Source organism: Amycolatopsis suaedae (genome assembly GCF_004214935.1).
Classification (GTDB): Bacteria; Actinomycetota; Actinomycetes; order Mycobacteriales; family Pseudonocardiaceae; genus Amycolatopsis; species Amycolatopsis suaedae.
The window spans coordinates 197,385-217,469 of sequence record NZ_SFCC01000010.1; the positions used below are offsets into that span (position 1 = coordinate 197,385).

Genomic DNA, 20,085 nt, shown 5'->3' on the forward strand with positions numbered 1-20,085 from the left:
GTTAGACCTGGCCCTCCAGCGTCCGGTAGTCGATCTTGCCGCTGGCCAGCAGCGGCACGGTGTCGATCGGCCGCACGTCGAAACCACTGGTGTGCAGGTGCAGCCGCTCGGACAGCGCCCTGGCCGCCGCCTTGCAGGTGTCCTTGTCGACCCCTTCGGCGAACAGCACCACCTTGTCCCCGGCGGGGACGGCGGCGACCACGTCGATGCCTACTCCAGCTGAACGCGCCGCCTGCTCGAGATCATCCAGGCTGACCCGGTTGCCGAACACCTTGCCGATCCGCTTGAGCCTGCCGGTGATGAACAGGAAGCCGTCCTCGTCGAGGTAGCCCAGGTCGCCGGTGGACAGCACACCGCCCATCACGTCGCCCTCGGCCAGCTCGGCCTCGTTCTCGGCGTAACCCATCATCACGTTCGGCCCGCGGTAGACGACCTCACCGACGATCTTCGGGTGGGTGGTCTCCTCGCCGTCGTCACGCTTGATCACGAACGACCCGCCGGGCAGCGCGGGCCCCGCCGAGCCCAGCTTCTCCGCCAGCCGGTCCGACGGCACGGTGGTCATCCGCGGCGCGGCCTCGGTCTGCCCGTACATGACGAACATCTGCCCGCCGGCGGCGCGGATCTTGTCGTTGAACTCGGCGACCAGGTCGTTGCGGAGCTTGCCGCCCGCCTGGGTCAGCGTGCGCAGGCTCGGGTACTTCTCCGGGTCGAACTTCAGCCTGCGCAGCATCTCGTAGTGATACGGAACACCGGCGAGCGACGTGCACTTGTGCTCGTTGACGGCGTCCCAGAACCCCCTGCCGAGCACGCCGGACGGCTCGACGACCACGGTCGCGCCCCGCAGCAGGTGCGAGTTCAGCACCGACAGGCCGTAGCTGTAGTGCAGCGGCAGGCTGGTCGGCGCGACCTCCTCCGCGTCGATGCCCAGCACCTCGGCGATGGCCTCGGCGTTGGCCAGCACGGCCTGCCGGGACAGCCGCACCAGCTTCGGGTTCCCGGTGGACCCGCTGGTGGGCAGCAGCACGGCCAGGTCGGGGTGGGGTACGACGCCCTCGGCCGAGTCCCGGACCCAGTCGCCGTCGCGTGCGGTGTAGCCGTCCGGGACATCGCCGTCCGGTGCCGCCAGCACCGCGGCGGGCCGGAACCGGGCGACCAGGCCGGCCAGCACGTCGGCGTCCAGCGCCGGGTCGATCAGCGCGACCGCGCGGCCCGACTCGAACGCGCCGAGGTACCGCAGCACGCTGGCCAGATCGACCGACATGCGCGCGAACAGGACACCGGCCGGCAGCTCGGCCAGCCGGGCACCCGACGCGGCCACCTCGGCGGCCAGTTCCTCACCCGCGAGCGTCCGGTCACCGGCCACGTCGACCAGTCGGGCGCCGTCACCCACCAACATCAGAGAACGAGCCCTCCGTCGACACCGAGGATCTGCCCGGTCACGAACGACGCCTCGTCGCTGACCAGGAAGCGGATGGCCTTGGCCACTTCTTCGGCCTTGCCCAGCCTGCCGAGCGGGGTGTCCTCGACCCGGCCGGCGATGATGTCCTCGCCGAGGTGCTCGGTCATCGCCGTCTCGATCACGCCCGGCGCGACGCCGTTCACCCGGATGCCGTAACGGCCCAGCTCCTTGGCGGCGGACTTCGCCACGTTGCCGACGGCGGCCTTGGACGCGGCGTAGGCCACCTGGCCCGCGCTGCCCTGCTCACCGACGATCGAGGCCAGCACCACGATGGCGCCGGTCTTCTTCCGCATCATCGCGCGGGCGGCGGCCTGCACGGTGTGGATCGTGCCGCCGACGTTCGTGGACATCATCCGGTCGACCAGGTCCTCGCGGATCATGCCGAGCAGCGCGTCCTCCAGGATGCCCGCGTTGGCGACCACGATGTCCAGCTGACCGTGCTCCTTGGCCACGCCACGCACGACCGTCGAGACGGCCTTGGCGTCGGTGACGTCCAGGCCCACGGCGCTGACGTTGCCCTCGACGGAGGCGGCGGTCTCCTTGGCGGCGGACTCGTCGCGGCCGGTGAGCACCACCGTCGCGCCCGCCTCGGCGAGCGCACGGACGGTGGCCAGGCCGATACCGCGGGTACCGCCGGTGACCAGTGCGACTTTGCCGGTGAGGTCAGTCATTCGCGGCCTGCAGCTCCTTCACCATGTCGACCGCCACCTTGAAGCTGCTCATGTCGATCACCTGGTCGGTGTCGAACTGCACGTCGAACTCGTCCTCGATGGCCGCGACCAGCGCCATGTGACCGACCGAGTCCCACGCCTCGATGTCGCGGTACTTGAGGTTCTCGACGTCGACGTCACCGTCGAGGTCCAGCGCCTCCACGAAGACCTCACGCAGCTTGCCAGCGATTTCCGCCATGTCCATTTCCTTGTCAACTAGTCCCGGGGACGCGCGTCCCACGCCTTCACCAAGGTAGAGAGGTCACCGGGGAGCCGGTCGACCAGCCCGTCCCCGGGCAGCTCGCCCTTGCCCTTCACCCACGGCTCCAGCGCCTCGATCGTGGCCTCGTCCAGGCCGCGCCGGGAAAGGCCTACGACGTTGACGCCCGTGGCCCTGGCGGGGTTGCCGACGCTGATCGTGAAGGCGCCCACTTCCCTGCGCACGGCCGAGCCCATGCCGACCATCGCGCCGGGGCCGACGCGGCCGTTCTGGTGAACGACGGCGCCCATGCCGAGGTTGGCGCCGGACCAGACGTGGGTGTGGCCGCCGAGCAGCACGTTGCAGGCCAGCGTGACCTGGTCGTCCACCACGACGTCGTGGCCGATGTGGCTGCCGCGCAGGACGTAGCTGTCGTCGCCCAGCGTGCTGGTGCGCCAGGTGCCCTGCTGGATGCTCACGTACTCGCGGATGCGGTTGCGGTTGCCGATGCGCACGCCGTGGCCGTCGGCGGCGGGGTCGCCGGTCGGGGCGTCCTCCCAGGCCACCGGGTGCGGGCCGTGCCGGTCCTCGCCGGGAGTGCCGATCGTCACGTGCGGGCCGATCCAGTTGCCGTCGCCGATCACGGCCGGGCCGACGATGACGGTGAAGGGACCGATCACGTTGTCGTCGCCGAGCTGGACGCCGTCACCGATGACCGCTGTCGGATGAATGCGATTTGCCACTGAAGGTCCCGTTCGTATTCGGCTGACTCAACCTATTTCAAGGGCGGACGCGTCCGCCCGGTAACGTGGGCCCGCGTTGGGGCGGGGCGGCCGTACGAACCGGGAGCCCACTGTACCCGACGGGGTGGTCCGCCCCCGCGACCACGCCGACCGATGATCGCGCGACACAGAGAGCGAAAGACTGCCGATGATCCCCATTACCGTGGTCGACGTCCGCGACGCGGAGGACCTTGTGGTCGAGGTGCTGCGATCCGGCGCCATCGCGCAGGGACCGATGGTCAAGCGGTTCGAGGAGGCGTTCGCCCGCGTCAGCGGCACCAAGCACGCCGTCGCCGTGAACAACGGCACAACGGCCCTGGTCGCGTCGCTGCAGGTGCTCGACCTGAAGCCGGGCGACGAGGTCGTCACCTCGCCGTTCACCTTTGTCGCCACTCTGAACGCGATCCTGGAGGCGGGCGCGACCGTCCGGTTCGCTGACATCTCCCGCGACGACTTCGCCATCGACCCGGACAAGGTGGCCGCCGCCATCGGGCCGCGCACCAAGGTCCTGATGCCGGTGCACCTGTACGGCCAGACCGCCGACATGGGCAAGCTCGCGCCGCTGGCCGCCGAGCACGGGCTGCACCTGGTGGAGGACTCGGCGCAGGCCGTCGGCGCCTCGTTCCAGTCCCGTCGCGCGGGCAGCTACGGGCTCGGCTGCTTCTCGCTGTACGCGACCAAGAACATCACCACCGCCGAGGGCGGTGTCATCACCACCGACGACGACACGCTGGCCGACCGGCTGCGTGTCCTGCGCAACCAGGGCATGCGTGCCCGCTACCAGTACGAGGTGGCCGGCCACAACTACCGGATGACCGACCTGCACGCGGCCGTCGGCATCCCGCAGCTGGAGAAGCTGGACGAGCTGACCTCGGCGCGGCAACGCAACGCCGCCCGGCTGACCGAGGGCCTGGCCGGGACGGTGGGCCTCGAGCTGCCGGCCGTCCTGCCGGGGCGCGAGCACGTGTGGCACCAGTACACGGTGCTGGTCGGGCCGCACGCGATGCTGTCCCGCGACGAGCTGGCCGCGGCGCTGACCGAGCGGGGCATCGGCAACGGGATCTACTACCCGAAGGTCGTGTTCGACTACGACTGCTACCGCAACCACCCGCTGATCCCGGAGGTGTCGGTGGACGACGTGCCGGTCGCCAAGGCCGTCGCCGAGCAGGCGCTGTCGCTGCCCGTTCACCCCGCGCTCTCCGAGTCCGATGTGGACACCATCATCGCCACGGTTCGTGAGGTGCTGGGGGCATGACGCTGCGCATCGCACTCGTCGGCACCGGGAACATGGGGTCGCTGCACGCTCGCGTGCTGTCCCAGAACGACCGGGTGCGGCTGGCCAGGGTCATCGACCCGCGGGAGGAGGCCGGCCGGACCGTCGCCGACCGGTTCGACACCGAGTGGACCCCGGAGATCGGTTCGCTGTCCGATGTGGACGCCGTCGTGCTGGCCTCGGCCACCGAGGTGCATCACCCGCTGGCGCTGGAGATCCTCGGCCAGGACAAGCCGATGCTGGTCGAGAAGCCGGTGGCGAACAGCCTGGAGTCCTCGCGGGAGATCGTGGAACTGTCCCGGTCCAAGGACATTCCGCTGATGTGCGGCCTGCTGGAGCGGTACAACCCCGCGGTGATGACCGCGCGGGCGCTGGTCACCGAGCCGATCCACCTGATGGCGCGGCGGCACGGCCCGTACGCGCCGCGGATCAAGACCGGTGTGGCGTGGGACCTGCTGGTGCACGACGTCGACCTGACCATCCAGTTCATGGGTGGCGCGACGCCGTCGCGGGTGACCTCGGGTGCGGGCTACTTCCACCCGTCGTCGGTCACCGGCGCCGAGGACACCATCGAGACCGTGCTGACGTTCCCGTTCGGGCTGGCCACCGTGTCGGCGTCCCGGCTGGGGCAGCGCAAGGTCCGGTCGCTGATGGTGTCCGAACTGGACCGGCTGATCGAGATCGACCTGCTGCGCCGTGACGTCACCATCTACCGGCACGTGTCGCACGACGCGGTCACGCCGGACGGGCTGGGCTACCGGCAGCAGACGGTGATCGAGATCCCGGAGCTGGTCACCGCGCGCGAGCCGCTGGCGACCCAGCTGGACCGTTTCGTCGACCTGCTGGAGGGCAAGGTCGACGCGGCTGCCGAGCGCGACTCGATCCTGCCCTCGCACGAGGTCGTGGCCAGCGTCCTGGACCAGGCCGGCTCGCCCGCCTGACGCTCGTGAAGGCCACCTTCACCACGTCTGACGTGGTGAAGGTGGCCTTCAGATGTTCCCGGACTAGCTGATCACGCTGTACTGGTTGTAGCCGTCACCCAGCCACACCGGCAGCGCGAAGGTGTTCTCCCCCTGCCAGGTGCCGCCGTGCGTGAAGGCCTCGAGCCGACCAGCGGTGCCGATCCGGCCGAGCAGGTCGACCTTGCCGTCCTTGTTGACATCGCTCAGCGTCAGCGCGCTGCGCAGGTGCCAGTTCACGGCCGCCCTGGTCTGCGTCCCGCTGGCCAGGTCGAACACGACCAGGTCACCGGTGCTCGCCACGAACACGAAGTCGAGCTTGCCATCCAGCGTGACGTCGGCCAGGTTCTGCTCCCGGTCGGTCCGCAGGCCTTCGCCCCAGACGAACAGCTGCGCCCCGAAGAACGCCGCGCCGTCGCCGATCTGCCCGGTGTTGGTGTGCAGGAACGTACGGTCGCCCCGGCGGCCGACCAGGTCATCCTTGCCGTCACCGGTGATGTCACCGGTCATGATCAGGTCGTAGATGTCCAGGTTGTACGCGACGACCGGCCGGTTGGCCTCGCCGTCCGGCCACGGCGCCAGCGTGTTGAGCCCGTTGAAGGTGCCCGAGTGCAGGAACACCTTCGCGTCGCCGTTCGGGTAGACCGCAAGCAGGTCGGCCAGGCCGTTGCCGTCGATGTCGATCTGGCCGAGCCAGCGGACGTTGCCCCAGCCGTAGTTGATCGCCACCGGCGGCGCGTAGGTCGCCGTGCCGTTGTACGTACCGGTGTGCAGGCTGACCAGCAGATCCCCGCCGCGGCGGAGCAGCAGGTCCTTCACGCCGTCACCGTTCCAGTCCCCCGAACGGCCACCACTGGACGCCGACTGGGTGCCGACGTCCCCCTTCTTGGCCGCCTTCGGCTGGTAGGCGACCTCACGCTTGGGCAGATCCCCCTTCTGCTCCTGCGCCGCACCGGCGGGGCCCGCCGCCAGTGTCAGCGCCGCGGCACCGGCGAGGGCCGCGATCATCGTGTTTCGAACGAACGTTCGGGCGCGCGAGCGCCCCCCAGAAATAACCGAACTCATTCTTGCCCCTCAGTCAGTGGAACCTCATCCCCGACACAAGGAGAACGCTACCGCAGGGCACCGACGTTGCCCCACACTTTTGTGGGTCATACGAAAGGAGCAATCCGGGTAAAAGATCACGGACCATCGGCACTGGTGCCGTACTGGGAAGCGTGGTAAAGACGCAGGTCAGCCCTGGTTCTCGGTGAAGTCGCCAGCCGGTGCGCCCCACGAAGGGGCGTCCCCCCGTTCGGCGGCCAGCTTGCGCCTGCGCTCGTTCTCCGCCCGGACGCGGTCCACCTCGGCCTGGATGTACTCGTCGTCGTAACGCTGGAAAACACGCGCCGGATTTCCGGCGACCAATGCGCGTTCCGGTACGTCTTTCGCCACCACGGAATTGGGCTGAACGGTGGCGAAATCGCCAATTGTCACCCCGGCCATGATCACGACGAGACCGCCGATGAAACAGCCCTTGCCGATCTTCACCGGCTTGCGTTCGATGAGGTCGCTGCCCGAGTGGTTCTGCAGCGTCATGTTCGCCAGCCAGCTGGAGTGGGTGAAGATCAGCGTGTTCAGCCCGATGCTGGTGTGCTCGCCGATCTCCAGCCCGCCGCTGGCGTCCAGCACGGCGCCCTCACCGATCCAGCAGTGGTCGCCGATCTTCAGGTTCTCCGGACTGACGATCTTCGCCCGCTGCCGGATTCGCGTCGTCTCCGGCAGGCCGTACAGCTTGGCCCGCTCGGCGTCGTTCATGTACTCGCCGACGAGCTCGGTGAGAATCTGCGGGCGCAGCCGGTTGCTGCGTTCGTCGTCGAAGAACAAACCTACTTCTTTCCCTTGCGACGCGGGGCCTTCGGAGCGTCGGAGATCATCTTCTCGAACGTGCGGAGGTGCTCCTCCGCCACGACGTCGAGACCGAAGTTGTCCCGCACCATCGCACTCTGCCGCTTGGCGATCTGTGCCCGGCGCACCGGGTCGTCCAGCATCTCGATGACGGTGTCGCGCACCGCGTCGGGGCTGTCCGGCGGCACGAACAGGATGTTCTCCCCGTTGTGCAGCTCGATGCCCGGGTAGTTGTCGATCTCGGCGGAGGCGATCGTCGCGGTGCCGGACAGCATGGCCTCCAGCGACGCGGTGCCGCAGCCGCCGTTGAGGTCGTGTGCCACCAGGTCGGCCGCCGCGTAGTAGGACGGGACGTCGTCCTTGGGCACCGCGCCCTTCACGACGAACGCGTCCCGCACGCCGAGTTCCTCGGCACGCTTGATGAACGCGTCGTGGTAGACCCGGCCGACCACGATCACCTTGGTCTCCGGGTACTTCTCCAGGATCGCGGGCATCGCCTCGACCAGCGGCAGCCGGTTGCGCAGCGGGATCACGTGGCCGAGCGAGACGATGAGCGGGCCGTCGCCGATCTCGTTCTCCGCCCGCACGTCCCGGGTGAGCGGCTTGTCGAAGTGCTCGGTGTCGACCGCGATCGGGAAGTACTCCGAGTTCGCGTCGCTGGTGCGGTAGCGGTCGACGCAGTAATCGACGCCGAGCTTGTCGAGGATGACGTAGCGCGGCTTGAGCACGCCGAGGATCGGCCGCACCAGCATCGCGTCGAGCATCCGGAACACCGTGCCGTACAGCTTGTTGTCGCTGATCAGCAGGGTGTGGATGGTCAGCAGCAGCGGGATGCGCCGCCGCTTGGCGTACCAGCCGGCCATCCAGGACAGGTCGAAGAACTGCCCGTGCAGGTGGATGGCGTCCGGCTGGAACTCGTCGAGCAGCCGGAACAGCTTGCGCCAGTTCCCCGGCCGCACCGAGGCGAACGTCATGTCGAAGTCGATCGAGAGGCCCAGCTGCGGCATCTTCATCGCCGGCAGCCGGACCACCCGGTAGCCTCCGCGTTCCTCCTCCGGCGGCGCGTCCTGGTAGGCGGCCGTGATCGCGAGCACCTCGTGCCCCTCGGACACGAACTGTTCGGCGAGCGACGCCGACATGTGCGCACTTCCACCCACCCGCGGCGGGAAGAAGTTGTTCACGACCACGATTCGCATTGCTCGCCCTTCCGCAGGCCCAGCCGCCGGGGAGGTCACGCCGAGGCCTTGACCAATTCGGTCATGCCCTGCTGCACCGAGATGGTCGGCTCCCAGCCGAGGACCTCACGCGCCCTGGTGATGTCGGCGGCGCGCCGCGAGACCAGCACGTCGCGCGGGTTGAACTGCGGCTCGACGTCCACGCCGACGGCGTCGATGAGGATCTTGGCCAGCGTGGCGATCGAGGTGTCGATGCCGGTGCCGATGTTGATCGGCAGGTTGGCCTGCTCGGACTCCAGCGCGGCGACCACGGACTTGGCCAGGTCGGTGACGTGGATGAAGTCCATCGACTGCTCGCCCTTGCCGTCGATGACCGGGGCCTGGCCCGCCCGCAGGCGCTGGATGAAGTGGTTGATCACCGAGGTGTAGTACGCCTCGATCTTCTGGCCCGGGCCGTACACGTTGAAGAACCGCAGCGCGTTCCAGGACAGGCCCTTCTGGCGCTGGTAGAAGCCCAGCAGGTCCTCGCCGGCCCGCTTGGAGATGCAGTACGGGGTCAGCGGGTTGAGCTGGTCGTCCTCGTGCATCGGCAGCTTCTGCGGGTCGCCGTACACCGAGGCGGACGAGGCGAACACCAGGCGCTGCACGCCCTCGTCGGCGGCCGCGGCGAACACGTTGTGGTTGCCGGTCATGTTGATGTCGATCGACTCGTGCGGGTCGGCGATCGACTTGTTGATCGACACCGTGGCGAAGTGGATGGCGTGGGTGCAGCCGCGGATGGCCTCCCGGACGCCACCGCCGTAGCGGACGTCCTTCTCCACCAGCTCGACCTTGCCGGTGGCGACGAACTCGTTGACGCGGTCGCGGTCACCGCGGGTCATGTTGTCGTAGATGACGACCGAGTAGTCGCGCTCGAGCAGCAGCGGGATGGTGTGCGCGGCGATGAAGCCGGCCCCGCCGGTGAAGAAGACCTTCTTGTCGGACATGTGCGTGCGCTCTCCGTGTCTGGTTCGTCCGTTGTGGATGTCGCGTATGGATGGTCAGGACAGCTCGGCGATGACTTCGCGCACGCCTTCGGCGACGCGCTCGACCTCGGTGTCGGTCAGGTTCGAGTGCATGGGGATGGCCAGGTGCCTGCGGAAGATGTCCGCGGAGACCGGCAGCGGCTCCTGCTCGCCATACACCGGCTGCAGGTGCGAGGCGTAGGTGCCGAAGTTGCACTGGATGCCGCGCTCGCGCAGCCGCATGGCGACCGCGCCACGGCTGATCTCCGGCGCGATCGTCAGGATGTAGGCCTGCCACGGGTGCTCCCGGTCGGGCAGGGCCACCGGCACCTGCACGCCGTCCAGGCCGTCGAACGCCTCGGTGTAACGCTTGGCCATCGAACGGCGGGCCGCCAGCAGCTGCGGCAGCCGGTCCAGCTGGACGTTCATGATGGCGGCCTGGATGTCCGACAGCCGGAAGTTGTAGCCGGCCTCGTGGAACGTCGGAATCGGCAGCTCGTCGCTGCCCTCGCGGCTGATGGCCGGCTCGATGCCGTAGGTGTGCAGCTTGCGGGCCTTGGCGATGAGCTCCTCGTCGTCGGAGACCAGCGCGCCGCCCTCACCCGCGGTGATGCCCTTGCGGCCGTGGAACGAGAACGCGGCCAGGTCGGCGAGGCTGCCCGCGGGCCGCGTCTTGTACGTCGCGCCCGCGGAGCAGGCGGCGTCCTCGAACAGCCACAGGCCGTGCTTGTCGGCGATGGCGCGGTACTCGTCGAAGTCACCGGGCTGGCCGGCGACGTCGACCGGCAGGATGCCGACCGTGCGCGGGGTGATCAGGGCCTCGATGGCGGCCGGGTCGGCACTCCAGATATCCGGGCGGACGTCGGCGAACACCGGCTTCGCCCCGGCCTGCAGCACGGCGTGCCCGGTGGCGGGGAACGTGTAGTCGCCGACGATGACCTCGTCGCCCGGCTTGACACCGAGAACGCGCAGGCCCAGATAGAGCGCGGACCCGCAGTTGCTGGTGGACAGAGCGTGGCGGGTGCCTACGGCCGCCGCGAAACGCTCCTCGAACTTGCGACAGGTGGGACCTGCGCCGGCCAGCCAGCCGGAGCGGAAGACCTCCGCCACCGCGGCCAGCTCTTCCTCCCCAACGGTCGGCTGGCCCAACGCGATCGTCGCGGGGCTGTCAGACATACCTCTCCCATGGCATTGCACTCGGTCGGATCGAAGTGTATTGGAGCGCCCAGCGTGGCCGGACAGCCCCGGTACCTGGACGCTCGGTGAGCACTCAGCGTTGCCTTTGGCAGACTGACAACAGTCAGTAAACGTTTTCTAACTCTGTGTAGAAACTGCCCCGTTCAGCGGAGTCCTGCGACTGGGAGCGGGGTTATGGTTGTCAACTGCCGCCGCCAATGCGAAGAAATGCAGCGGAAAGGTATCCCCCACATGTTAGCGACACTCACCGCGGCCTCGCTCGCGCTCACCGCGCTGGCGCCGGCCGTCCCCGCTGAAACGAACGCGCCTCCGGGACGGGTAACCGTCGACGTCGTCACTGTGAACGGTTCCGGGTGCCCCGCCGGAACGTCCGCGGTCGCGGTTTCCCCGGACAATACCGCCTTCACGGTCACCTACAGCGAATTCCTCGCCCAGACCGGAGTCGGCTCCACTCCCACCGATTTCCGGAAGAACTGCCAGCTCAACCTCCGGGTGAACTATCCGCAGGGCTTCACCTACGGAATCGCACAGGCCGACTACCGCGGTTTCGCCCACCTGGAGCGAGGCGCGACCGGACTGCAGCGTGCCGGTTACTACTTCACCGGGATGTCGCCGACCGAACACCGCAGCCATCCGTTCCGCGGTCCGCTGAGCGACAACTGGCAGACCACCGACCGCACCGAGGTCGCGGAGATCATCTACGCGCCCTGCGGTGAGCAGAGGCTGTTCAACATCAACGCCGAGCTGCGCGTGAACGCGGGCACCTCCGACCCGGCCAAGACCACCAGCTTCATGTCGATGGACTCCACCGACGGCAGCGTCAGCACCAGGTACCAGTTCTCCTGGAAGAAGTGCGAATAGCCAACCCAGTGAATCCGCCGCGCCGACACTCTCCACCCTGAAGACGGAAAGGCGTTATCGATGTTCACTGCGTTGACTACCGCTGCCCTGGCCGCGTCGATCATATTTCCCCCGGGCGGCGCCCCGGGTACCACTCCGCCGCCCGACCACATCACGATCGACGTGGTCACCGTCAATGGTTCGGGTTGCCCGGCGGGAACGGCGGCCGTCGCCGTATCGCCGGACAACAAGGCGTTCACCGTCACCTACAGCGAATACCTCGCTCAGGTCGGTGTCGGCGCGAAGCCGACCGATTTCCGAAAGAACTGCCAGCTCAACCTCAGAGTGAATGTTCCGCAGGGATTCACCTACGGAATCGCCAGGGCCGACTACCGGGGTTTCGCACACCTGGAAGCCGGCGCCACCGGGATGCAGCGGGCGAACTACTACTTCCAGGGAATGTCGCCGACCGAGTACCGCACACACAACTACCGCGGCCCGCACAGCGACAACTGGCAGGCCACGGACGAGACCGAACTGGCCGCGATCGTGTACTCCCCGTGCGGGGAGAAGCGGAACTTCAACATCAACACCGAGCTGCGGGTCAACGCCGGGACCTCGGACCCGAAGAAGACCACCAGCTTCCTGTCGATGGACTCCACCGACGGGGCCGTGAACACGACCTACCACTTCGCCTGGAAGGAATGTAAGTAAGCGTCGCCGGGTTAGCGGCGGCCGGCCGACGAGCCGGGCGGTGTGGGTCGCGACACACACCGCCCGGTGCCGTCGCGATCAGCGGAGGGCCGCCAGCTTGGCCGCCAGATTGTCCGGTGTGCCCGGCAGCACGGTCAGGTAACCGCCGCCCGCCGGCGTGAACCCGATCCGTCCGGCGTCGATGTCGAGATAGGTGATGTCCTCACCGGCCTGCCTGCGGTCCCCACGGCGATCACGGTGAGCGGCCTGGAGGTAGCCCCAGCCGTACCGCGGGACGCCGAGGATCTCGTCGAGTTCCCTGGCCTCCGCGCTGCGCCTGCGCTCCGCACGCAGTTCGGCCCGGTCGACCGAGAACGGCGTGAACCGGGCCGGGGCGAACTCCGGCAGGTGAGCGACGAGGGTCGCCGCGTGGTCGGGGTCGCGACTGGACCTGAGCCAGACCCGGTTCCCGTCGCGCACCACGACCGCCGCCTCCCGCCCTCGTGCGGCGACCAGCACCGCGTACTCCTCGTCACCGGTGCGTACGTGGGCGTGGAAGTCCAGCTCCGGGGTCGCCAGCAGGTGCAACAGGTCGGTGAAGTCGTCGGTCAGCGACGTGCCGCGGGCCAGCCCGAGTCCGCTCAGCTCGTCGACGGCCGCGCGCTCCAGCGCGGGTGCCGCCTCGGCGGGCACGTAGACGGGCTGACCGGCGAGGGCCACGTGGGGCCGTTCGCAGCCGGTCCGGCGCAGTGCTGCGAGCAGCGTCGAGAGGGTGAGTTCGACCGTGTCCATCACCGGTCTTGCGGCTTGGACTCACCAATCGTGGCCGGCACCGGTTTCACGATGTCCCCGCCGAACAGCTCCTCCGGGTCCTCGCCCTTCACGTAGGGCGCGCGCTGGTGTTCCTTGTCCTCTTCCTTCTCGCCGCGGCCCGCCATCGGGGCGCCGCCCATCGGCATCGCACCCGGCCGGCCGGACGCTCCGGCCGCACCGGCGGGGCCGGTCCGCCCAGCCGCGCCCAGTTCGCCGCCGCCGGTGAGGCGGCCGCCCGGTCCGGCCACCGGACCACCCGCGCGACCCGCGACGCCACCGGGTCCCCCGGTCGTCCCGGGACCGCCGGTGAAGCCACCGCGGTAGCCGGGCAGCAGTCCGCCGCCGGTTCCCGGTCCGGTGCTGGTGACCGGCGGTGGGCTGCCGAGCGCCGGTGGGCGTCCCGGCTGGTCGCCAAACGCGGGCGGGGTCTTGGGTGGGGTGGCTCCGGCCGAGCGGGTGCTGTCGTCGGGCTTCTCGGCTCCGGGTCCGGGGGTCGGTGCGGGACCCGGGCTAGGTGCCGGTTGCGGCCCGGATTGCTGCGGACCGGGGCCGTGCTGCTGCCGCGCCCCGGGCCCGCCCGGCGGGGTGATCACGCCGCCGCCACCGGGCCGTTCGCCGCCGTCGAAGCCCTTCGCGGGCCCCTGGTCGGCCATCGCGATCGGTGCGCCGGGATCGACCAGCGGGGCGTAGGAACTGGGCATGGTCTGGCCGTTGGCGGTGCTGGCCTGGTGGTAGGCGTTGAAGGCGTCGACGTTGGCCTGGCTCTGCGCCAGCCAGGTGACCATCTTCGCCTGGTGGGAGTTGGTGCCGGAGTTGACCATCGCGGTGAAGTCGTCGGCGTCGAACGCCGGCGGGTTGGGCGGGACCGGGACAACCGTGCCCCGGACGGTGCCGAAGGCGTCCCCCTGGGCGACGATCGCCTGATCGGCGACGGTGAGCAGGTCGGCGTCCTTGGCGGCGGCGTCGGCCAGGGGCGTGGCGGCCGAGGCGGCGGCCTCGCTCGCGGCCCCCTGCCAGCCCGCGCCGATCCGGCCGTGCAGGGCGTTGACCCGCCCGGCCGCCTCGGAGAGCAGCTGGCGCAGCTGCGCGGCGCCTTCGCCCGCGCTGTGCAGCCGCGCCGGGCCCGGCCCGCCGGTGATCTGCTCGTAGATCTGGCTCGCGCTGAGCGCACCGTTGCCCATCAGTTGCCCCCCTGGATGTTGGTGATCACCGCCTGGGCGACCTCACGCGCCCCCGCACACGGATCCATCTTCCCGACGTTCTTCTCCGACAGCTTCAAAATGAAGTCCATGGTCGCCCGGTCGCTGATACCCACCCGCACCCGGCACTGCCCCTTCGTCATGCTGTCGTCGGTCAAACCCCAAGCCACCGCTGGATAACTGGCGACCGGATCCAACTCCCGAAACAACTGGTACTGAGAGCGATTGGCATACAACGCCGTCAATCCGAGATCGTGGATCTTGAGGAACTTGACCGTGATGGCGAGTTGAGTCTGGGGCTTGTGCCATTCACAACCAGGCCCACCCAGGTTGGTCGCCTCACTGGTCGCACCAGTGCCCATGTACTCCTCGACCTGCGCCGCGCTGAGCGTCGAGCACGGCTCCTGCTCGTAACGGCCGACTTCCAGCGGCCTTGATACCGACGGGGCACCAGCCCCCGGCACCGACACCTCGCCTTGGGGCGGTGGTAGCTCACCATCGCGCGGGGAGCTCACCGGAGGGCTGGAGGTCGGCGGTGCCGGAGTCGGCGTTCCGGCCACCTGACCACCGCCGCCACTTGAACACCCCACCAGCACCACGGCCAGCACCGTGGTCCCGATGACAGCCGAACGCATCAGAACTTGCCACCCTTCGACTCGACCTCGCCCTTGGCGTCGTCCTCGGCGGCCGCGTACTTGCCCGCCGCCGCCCGGAACTTCGCGGCCTGATCAAGGCAGTACTGGACCCGTCCCTCCAGGGACTGGTCCGCCAGCACGCCCGACTGCTTGATCATCTTCGCGTTGTCGGTACTCGCGTACTCCAAGCCGGGTCCCTCTACCTCAGCCATCGCCCCGGTGTGCTCCCGGGCCCGGGTGAACAGGTCCGCGAGGGACTCCCACTCGTTCGCGATGGAGACCAGTTCGTCGGGCGCCAGGGCGAAGCCGGGCCCTCCGGGCTTGACCGCACCCGCGGCCTGCGACAGCGGGTCCGTCCCCGCGTAGTGGGCGACCGGCTGCTGCGGCTGTGTCATCGGTGATCCTCCCCATCCCCGAGACTGGACAAGCTGGCCTAGGCCACTTATCATGACCCGGCTGGACCACTATGCCACGAACCGTGCTCGCGCGACCACGGAATGCGCGCGACAGCGGTCACACGAGCGGGCGCGTCGCCTGCCAGAGCTGTTCCCAGGTCTGCTTCGGCTCCCGGCAGATGTACACCGCCTGCCCCTGGGTGCCGTTGTTGATCCGGTGGCCGTTGTCCACCAGCGTCACGGCCTCGACCTCGCCGAACATGTTCTCCGCGTCCTCCGGCGAGTAGCCGATGACCAGTGCCGTCGTCGCCGACTCCGGCGGGGCTCCGAAGTACCAGTACCCGCGGTGCGGGCTGTGCACCGGCGGCAGGCCCCGCTCCGGGCCGTACTCGTCGAGGGCGCCCGCCTGCCAGTAGTGACCCGCCAGCACCGTCGTGGTGGCCCGCTCGCTCTCCGGGATCTGCTTCCAGGCCCGTTCGACGGCGTCCACCATCTGCGGCCAGCCGAACTCCTCCAGCTGCATGTTGGCGGGACTGACCGGCTGGTCCTTGTAGTGCGACAGCGGCCAGATCGGCGGCCCGCTGGGCAGGCCCCACAACATCAGGATGCCGGCGAACGTGTAGATCGGCGCGGCCACCCACGGCACGTAGCGGGCCTTCGGCGCACGCTGCTCGATCACCACCGCCGCGGCCGCCCAGCAGACGGCGAACAGGCCGGCGAAGTAGAACGGGCGGCCGTTGCTGTACCAGAACGCGGCGACGATCCCGATCGTCGCCAGGCCGTAGAAACGGTACGGCTTCAGCGTCGGGGCGAACAGCAGCGCCAGCGCGCCGAGGCTGAACAGGATGGCGCCGAGCGGTCCGGCGACCCAGGTGAACGCGACCGGCAGGAACGTCTCCCTGCTGCCCCCGGACGCCTCGATCTCCTTGGAGACCACCTGCGTCATCTCGATCTGCGGCCAGTCGTGCTGGATCTGCCACAGCACCCACGGCACCGCCAGCAGCACCGCCACCAGCGCGCCGAACCACAGCTGCTTGCGGATCAGCATCACCCGCGGCCCGAGCAGCAGGACACTGGCGCCGATGCCGATCCAGAACACCACCAGCATCGCCTTGCCCTGCAGCCCGACCGCGGTGGCCAGGCCGGCGAACAGCAGCATCCGGTCCTCGCGGGTGCGGACCCAGCGCACCAGCAGCCAGCTGACCAGCGTCCAGGAGAACGAGTCGAACGACTGGGTGGACAGCGTGTGGCCTGCGCCGTACAGGAAGAACGGCGACACCGCGTAGACGCCCGCGGCCAGCACCTGCGCGCGCCGCCCGCCGCCGAACTCCCTGGCGATCTGCGCGGTGATGAACACCCCGAGCATGACCAGTGCGATCACCGGTAGCCGGGAGCCGGGCACCCAGTCGCCGAAGACGAACTCCATGGCCCGCGCGACCAGCGGGACCAGCGGCGGCTGGTCGGCGAGGCCGCTGTCCAGGTTCCGGCCGGCGGCGCGGAAGTACAGCTCGTCACCGAAGAAGCCGTACCGCCCGCTGGTGAGCAGCAGGAGCAGCGCCACCGCGCCCGCGATCACGCATACCGGCACCCTGGCCAGCGCAGGAACGGACCGCGACGGCTCGGTTTCGCGCTCGCTTACGGTTTCGGTTTGCAAGAAAGTCTCCGCGACGTGCTCAGACGTGACACTCAAGGTTGTCACAAGCCGGTCACGCCGCTCCGGGTAGGGGCATGATGTCCCCATGCGGTTCGGCGTTCTCGGTCCGACGGAGGTGCGTACCGCCGCCGGCGAGGCGGTCGCCGTCGGCGGCCCGCGGGTCCGCGCCCTGCTCACGCTGCTGCTGCTCGACGCGGGCCAGGTGGTGCCGACGGCCCGGCTGGTCGACGGCCTCTACGGCGACAACCCGCCCGCCGGCGCCGCCAACGCCCTGCAGTCGCAGGTGTCCCGCCTCCGGCAGGCGCTGCCCGGCGTCGAGCTGGAGCACTCCCCGACCGGCTACCGGCTGCGGGTCGAGCCCGACGACGTCGACCTGCACCGCTTCGACCGGCTGGTGGCCAGGGGCCGGGCCGCGCTCGCCGACGGTGACCTCGCCACCGCCGCCGACCTGCTCGCCGCCGCACTGCGCCTCTGGCGAGGCCCCGCACTGGACTCGCTGCCCGCGCCGGGCGCGCTCGCGCGACGGTGGGAGGAACTGCGGCTGACCGCGACCGAGGACCGCATGGAGGCGGCGCTCGGCCTGGGCGAACATCAGGAACTCGTCGCCGAACTACGCGAGCTGGTGGCGGCGAACCCGCTGCGGGAACGGCTCGCCGCCCAGCTCATCCGCGCACTGCACGCGGCGGGTCGACGGGCCGAGGCACTGGCCGTGTTCGCCGAGACCAGGACCGTCCTGGCCGAGGAGCTGGGCACCGACCCGTCGGCCGAACTGGCCGCGGTCCACCTGGCGGTTCTGCGGGCCGAGCCCGCTCCGACGGGCAGGAGCACACCGCTTCCCGCGCAGCTGACCAGCTTCGTCGGCAGGGACGACGAGCTGGAACGGCTGGCCGGACGGCTCGCCGCCAGCAGGCTGGTCACCCTCACCGGGCCGGGCGGGACGGGCAAGACCAGGCTGGCCGTCGAGGCGGTCCGCTCGGCCGGATCGCCGGTCTGTTATATCGAGCTGGCGCCGCTGTCCGACCCCGCCGAGGTGGCGCCGGCGGTGCTCGGCGCGCTCGGCCTGCGGGACGCCCCGCAGCGCACCGGCGAGCCACCGGCGGATCCCACCGACCGGCTGCTGACGGCGTTGCGGGACCGCGAACTGCTGCTGGTGCTGGACAACTGCGAGCACCTGATCGACGCGGCCGCGGAACTGGCCGAGCGCCTGCTCGCCGGGTGTCCCGGCATACGTCTGCTGACGACCAGCAGGGAACCGCTCAACATCCCCGGCGAGACCGTCAGCCCGGTTCCGACGCTGGCCGTGCCGCCCGCGGACGTCCCGTTCGACACTGCCCTGCGCTACCCGGCCGTACGCCTGTTCCTCGACCGCGCCGCGGCGGCCAGGGCCGACCTCGTGCTCGGCCCCGCGGACCTGGAGCCGGTGCTGCGGATCTGCCAGGCGCTCGACGGCCTGCCGCTGGCCGTCGAGCTGGCAGCCGCGCGAGTCCGGTCGCTGTCGGTGGCCGACATCGCCGCCCGCCTCGGTGACCGGTTCGCGCTGCTGTCCCGCGGCACCCGGACGGCGCAGGCCCGGCACCGGACGCTGCGGGCGGTCGTCGAATGGAGCTGGGAGCTGCTCGCACCCGCCGAGCAGGCGCTGGCCGGTGCGCTGACCGTGTTCGCCGGTGGCGCGACGCTGACCGCCGTCCAGGAGGTCTGCGCGGCCTTCGTCGACGACGTGCCGGACGCGCTGGCCGGGCTGATCGAGAAGTCGCTGCTGGAACTCGGCACCGGCGACCGCTACCGCATGCTGGAGACCGTCCACGCCTACTGCGCCGAGCGGCTCACTGAGTCCGGCCGCGCCGGGCTCGCCCGGCGCGCGCACGCCGAATACTTCCTGGCGCTGGCCGAGCGGGCGGGCCCGCACCTGCGTACCGGTGCGCAGCTGGGCTGGCTGGACCGCCTGGACGCCGAGGTGGACAACCTGCATTCCGCACTGCACTGGGCGACCCGCTCCGCGCCAGAGCTGGCGTTGCGGCTGGTCAGCGCACTCACGCCGTACTGGTGGATGCGGGGCAAGCGCTACGAGGGCGCGCTGCTGTCGGCACGCCTGGCCCACGCCGTCGGGCCGGTGCCGCCGGAAGGCTTGGAGGAGGAACACGCGGTGTGCGTGCTGTGCGCGCACTCCGGGCTGGCCGAAACGGCCGACCTCGCTGAGCACCTGGCTGTCGTGCAGGCGGGCAGTCCGTCCTGGCCGCCGCCGCGCCAGCCGTTCCTGCTGATGCTGTGGGGCATGGTGGCCGGCCCGCCGCCCGCCACGGGACCTCCCGAACATTGGCCGGGCATTCCCGACCTGCTCACCGCCGAGCCGTGGAGCCGGGGGCTCTCCGCGTTCGGCACCGGGCTTTCCGCGCTCTACCAGGGCAAGCTGGTGGAGGCCGAGGACCACCTGCGGCACGCAGTCGAGCGGTTCCGGGAGGTCGGCGAGCGGTGGGGCCTGTCCCAGGCCGTCGCGCACCTCGGGCAGCTGACCAGCTGGCGGGGCGAACATGCCGAGGGCATCGGGCTGCTCAGCGAGGGAGTCCGGCTCTCCGAGGAACTCGGTGCCGTGGAGAGCACCGCCGACCTGCTGTGCGAGCGTGGCAAGTGCCTGGTGCTGGCAGGTGACGTCGAGGCCGCGGCCGCGGACTTCGACCGGGCGGCCGAGCTGGCCACCGAGACCGGTGAGCCGAACACGCTGGCCAGCGCGCTGGCCGGGCTGAGCACCGTGGCGTACCGGCGCGGTGACCTGGCCGGGGCCCGCGAGCGGTGCCTGCGGGCGCTGGACGTCTGCCGGCAGTCCGACACGTTCACCCTGGCCGAGATGCGTGTCGAACTCCTGGTGCAGCTGGGCCGCATCACGTTGGCCGAGGGCGACGCGGCGACGGCCGCCGGCCTGCTGCGGCAGGCCCTGGACGCGGCGGTGGCCAGGGAGAACGCCCGCACGGCTGCCGACGCGCTGGAGGCACTCGCCGCCGCGGCCGCGCCGAGCGACGCGAGCAGGGCGGCGCACCTGCTCGGTGCCGCAGCCGGGGTGCGGGGCACCACGGTCGCCGGTGATCCCGACGTCGCCGCGACCAGGGAGGCCGCGGTGGGGCAGATCGGCCTCGCCGCGTACGAGGTGGCCTTCCGCGCCGGCAGGGAGCTGACGATCACCGGGGTGGAGCTGCCAGCGCTCGGTGCGTGAACGGTC

General features: G+C 70.1%; 19 protein-coding genes. 5 read left to right on the plus strand and 14 right to left on the minus strand.

From position 1 onward, the window contains the following. Position 1 precedes the first annotated feature (1 nt). Genes EWH70_RS20930 through EWH70_RS20945 form a run of 4 tightly spaced genes read right to left on the minus strand, consistent with a single transcriptional unit; the run spans position 2 to position 3,111 of the window. Positions 2-1,399 (minus strand): AMP-binding protein, encoded by a 1,398-nt coding sequence (locus EWH70_RS20930; RefSeq protein WP_130477147.1) that lies wholly within the window; start codon positions 1,397-1,399, stop codon positions 2-4. Then, on the minus strand, positions 1,396-2,130 hold the full coding sequence (locus tag EWH70_RS20935) for an SDR family NAD(P)-dependent oxidoreductase (protein WP_130477148.1): 735 nt from the start codon (positions 2,128-2,130) through the stop codon (positions 1,396-1,398). Before EWH70_RS20935 ends, EWH70_RS20930 begins: the two co-directional genes overlap by 4 nt. Continuing rightward, positions 2,123-2,368, minus strand: a complete 246-nt coding sequence (locus tag EWH70_RS20940; RefSeq protein ID WP_130477149.1) for an acyl carrier protein — start codon at positions 2,366-2,368, stop codon at positions 2,123-2,125. Before EWH70_RS20940 ends, EWH70_RS20935 begins: the two co-directional genes overlap by 8 nt. Positions 2,369-2,385: 17 nt before the next feature. Continuing rightward, entirely contained in the window at positions 2,386-3,111 is a 726-nt protein-coding gene (locus tag EWH70_RS20945) for an acyl-ACP--UDP-N-acetylglucosamine O-acyltransferase family protein (protein ID WP_130477150.1), read from the minus strand. A gap of 187 nt (positions 3,112-3,298) precedes the next feature. Between EWH70_RS20945 and EWH70_RS20950 the strand changes: the two genes are divergently transcribed. Beyond that, the gene (locus EWH70_RS20950; RefSeq protein WP_130477151.1) at positions 3,299-4,405 is read left to right on the plus strand and encodes a DegT/DnrJ/EryC1/StrS family aminotransferase; all 1,107 of its coding nucleotides are present in this window, start codon (positions 3,299-3,301) and stop codon (positions 4,403-4,405) included. After that, positions 4,402-5,364 (plus strand): Gfo/Idh/MocA family protein, encoded by a 963-nt coding sequence (locus EWH70_RS20955; RefSeq protein ID WP_130477152.1) that lies wholly within the window; start codon positions 4,402-4,404, stop codon positions 5,362-5,364. Before EWH70_RS20950 ends, EWH70_RS20955 begins: the two co-directional genes overlap by 4 nt. A 63-nt stretch (positions 5,365-5,427) precedes the next feature. On the opposite strand, the gene EWH70_RS20960 is transcribed toward EWH70_RS20955, so the two are convergent. From EWH70_RS20960 to EWH70_RS20980, 5 genes are all read right to left on the minus strand, one after another. After that, positions 5,428-6,390 (minus strand): FG-GAP-like repeat-containing protein, encoded by a 963-nt coding sequence (locus tag EWH70_RS20960; protein ID WP_165436348.1) that lies wholly within the window; start codon positions 6,388-6,390, stop codon positions 5,428-5,430. Between the two features lie 225 nt (positions 6,391-6,615). Further along, positions 6,616-7,248 carry an acyltransferase gene (locus tag EWH70_RS20965; protein WP_130477154.1) on the minus strand — a complete coding sequence of 211 codons (633 nt, stop codon included), beginning with the start codon at positions 7,246-7,248 and terminating at the stop codon, positions 6,616-6,618. Between the two features lie 2 nt (positions 7,249-7,250). Next, positions 7,251-8,465 (minus strand): glycosyltransferase family 4 protein, encoded by a 1,215-nt coding sequence (locus EWH70_RS20970; protein ID WP_130477155.1) that lies wholly within the window; start codon positions 8,463-8,465, stop codon positions 7,251-7,253. A gap of 35 nt (positions 8,466-8,500) precedes the next feature. Beyond that, entirely contained in the window at positions 8,501-9,430 is a 930-nt protein-coding gene (locus EWH70_RS20975) for an NAD-dependent epimerase/dehydratase family protein (RefSeq protein WP_130477156.1), read from the minus strand. A gap of 54 nt (positions 9,431-9,484) precedes the next feature. Next, positions 9,485-10,624, minus strand: coding sequence for a DegT/DnrJ/EryC1/StrS family aminotransferase (locus EWH70_RS20980; protein ID WP_130477157.1), 1,140 nt, complete (start codon positions 10,622-10,624; stop codon positions 9,485-9,487). A 252-nt stretch (positions 10,625-10,876) separates the two neighbouring features. On the opposite strand from EWH70_RS20980, the gene EWH70_RS20985 reads away from it, so the two are divergent. Together EWH70_RS20985 and EWH70_RS20990 are read left to right on the plus strand one after the other, a co-directional pair. After that, on the plus strand, positions 10,877-11,506 hold the full coding sequence (locus EWH70_RS20985; protein WP_130477291.1) for a DUF4360 domain-containing protein: 630 nt from the start codon (positions 10,877-10,879) through the stop codon (positions 11,504-11,506). A gap of 60 nt (positions 11,507-11,566) precedes the next feature. Beyond that, entirely contained in the window at positions 11,567-12,199 is a 633-nt protein-coding gene (locus EWH70_RS20990; protein WP_130477158.1) for a DUF4360 domain-containing protein, read from the plus strand. 78 nt (positions 12,200-12,277) lie between these two features. Here EWH70_RS20990 and EWH70_RS20995 read toward each other — a convergent pair whose 3' ends face one another. The 5 genes from EWH70_RS20995 to EWH70_RS21015 form a co-directional block, all read right to left on the minus strand. After that, positions 12,278-12,970 carry an ESX secretion-associated protein EspG gene (locus EWH70_RS20995; protein ID WP_130477159.1) on the minus strand — a complete coding sequence of 231 codons (693 nt, stop codon included), beginning with the start codon at positions 12,968-12,970 and terminating at the stop codon, positions 12,278-12,280. Further along, positions 12,970-14,172 (minus strand): PPE domain-containing protein, encoded by a 1,203-nt coding sequence (locus tag EWH70_RS21000; protein ID WP_240687116.1) that lies wholly within the window; start codon positions 14,170-14,172, stop codon positions 12,970-12,972. Before EWH70_RS21000 ends, EWH70_RS20995 begins: the two co-directional genes overlap by 1 nt. Then, a complete protein-coding gene (locus EWH70_RS21005; RefSeq protein ID WP_130477161.1) occupies positions 14,172-14,825 on the minus strand; it encodes a DUF3558 domain-containing protein in 654 nt (217 codons plus the stop codon). Before EWH70_RS21005 ends, EWH70_RS21000 begins: the two co-directional genes overlap by 1 nt. Next, positions 14,825-15,220, minus strand: a complete 396-nt coding sequence (locus tag EWH70_RS21010; RefSeq protein ID WP_130477162.1) for a hypothetical protein — start codon at positions 15,218-15,220, stop codon at positions 14,825-14,827. The genes EWH70_RS21005 and EWH70_RS21010 overlap by 1 nt, the downstream gene beginning before the upstream one ends. Before the next feature lie 118 nt (positions 15,221-15,338). Next, positions 15,339-16,874 (minus strand): ArnT family glycosyltransferase, encoded by a 1,536-nt coding sequence (locus tag EWH70_RS21015; protein WP_165436349.1) that lies wholly within the window; start codon positions 16,872-16,874, stop codon positions 15,339-15,341. Positions 16,875-16,959: 85 nt separating this feature from the next. Here EWH70_RS21015 and EWH70_RS21020 point away from each other — a divergent pair, with 85 nt between their 5' ends. Further along, positions 16,960-20,079 (plus strand): ATP-binding protein, encoded by a 3,120-nt coding sequence (locus EWH70_RS21020; RefSeq protein WP_130477164.1) that lies wholly within the window; start codon positions 16,960-16,962, stop codon positions 20,077-20,079. Positions 20,080-20,085: the final 6 nt, after the last annotated feature.

Excerpts from the sequence above, each read along its gene's own strand:
- EWH70_RS20970 (WP_130477155.1), bottom strand. The coding sequence starts at position 8,465 with ATGCGAATCGTGGTCGTGAACAACTTCTTCCCGCCGCGGGTGGGTGGA.
- EWH70_RS21000 (WP_240687116.1), bottom strand. The coding sequence starts at position 14,172 with ATGGGCAACGGTGCGCTCAGCGCGAGCCAGATCTACGAGCAGATCACC.
- EWH70_RS20960 (WP_165436348.1), bottom strand. The coding sequence starts at position 6,390 with ATGATCGCGGCCCTCGCCGGTGCCGCGGCGCTGACACTGGCGGCGGGC.
- EWH70_RS21005 (WP_130477161.1), bottom strand. The coding sequence starts at position 14,825 with ATGCGTTCGGCTGTCATCGGGACCACGGTGCTGGCCGTGGTGCTGGTG.
- EWH70_RS20975 (WP_130477156.1), bottom strand. The coding sequence starts at position 9,430 with ATGTCCGACAAGAAGGTCTTCTTCACCGGCGGGGCCGGCTTCATCGCC.
- EWH70_RS21010 (WP_130477162.1), bottom strand. The coding sequence starts at position 15,220 with ATGACACAGCCGCAGCAGCCGGTCGCCCACTACGCGGGGACGGACCCG.
- EWH70_RS20985 (WP_130477291.1), top strand. The coding sequence starts at position 10,877 with ATGTTAGCGACACTCACCGCGGCCTCGCTCGCGCTCACCGCGCTGGCG.
- EWH70_RS20990 (WP_130477158.1), top strand. The coding sequence starts at position 11,567 with ATGTTCACTGCGTTGACTACCGCTGCCCTGGCCGCGTCGATCATATTT.
- EWH70_RS20940 (WP_130477149.1), bottom strand. The coding sequence starts at position 2,368 with ATGGCGGAAATCGCTGGCAAGCTGCGTGAGGTCTTCGTGGAGGCGCTG.
- EWH70_RS20935 (WP_130477148.1), bottom strand. The coding sequence starts at position 2,130 with ATGACTGACCTCACCGGCAAAGTCGCACTGGTCACCGGCGGTACCCGC.
- EWH70_RS20980 (WP_130477157.1), bottom strand. The coding sequence starts at position 10,624 with ATGTCTGACAGCCCCGCGACGATCGCGTTGGGCCAGCCGACCGTTGGG.
- EWH70_RS20955 (WP_130477152.1), top strand. The coding sequence starts at position 4,402 with ATGACGCTGCGCATCGCACTCGTCGGCACCGGGAACATGGGGTCGCTG.
- EWH70_RS21020 (WP_130477164.1), top strand. The coding sequence starts at position 16,960 with ATGCGGTTCGGCGTTCTCGGTCCGACGGAGGTGCGTACCGCCGCCGGC.
- EWH70_RS20950 (WP_130477151.1), top strand. The coding sequence starts at position 3,299 with ATGATCCCCATTACCGTGGTCGACGTCCGCGACGCGGAGGACCTTGTG.
- EWH70_RS20995 (WP_130477159.1), bottom strand. The coding sequence starts at position 12,970 with ATGGACACGGTCGAACTCACCCTCTCGACGCTGCTCGCAGCACTGCGC.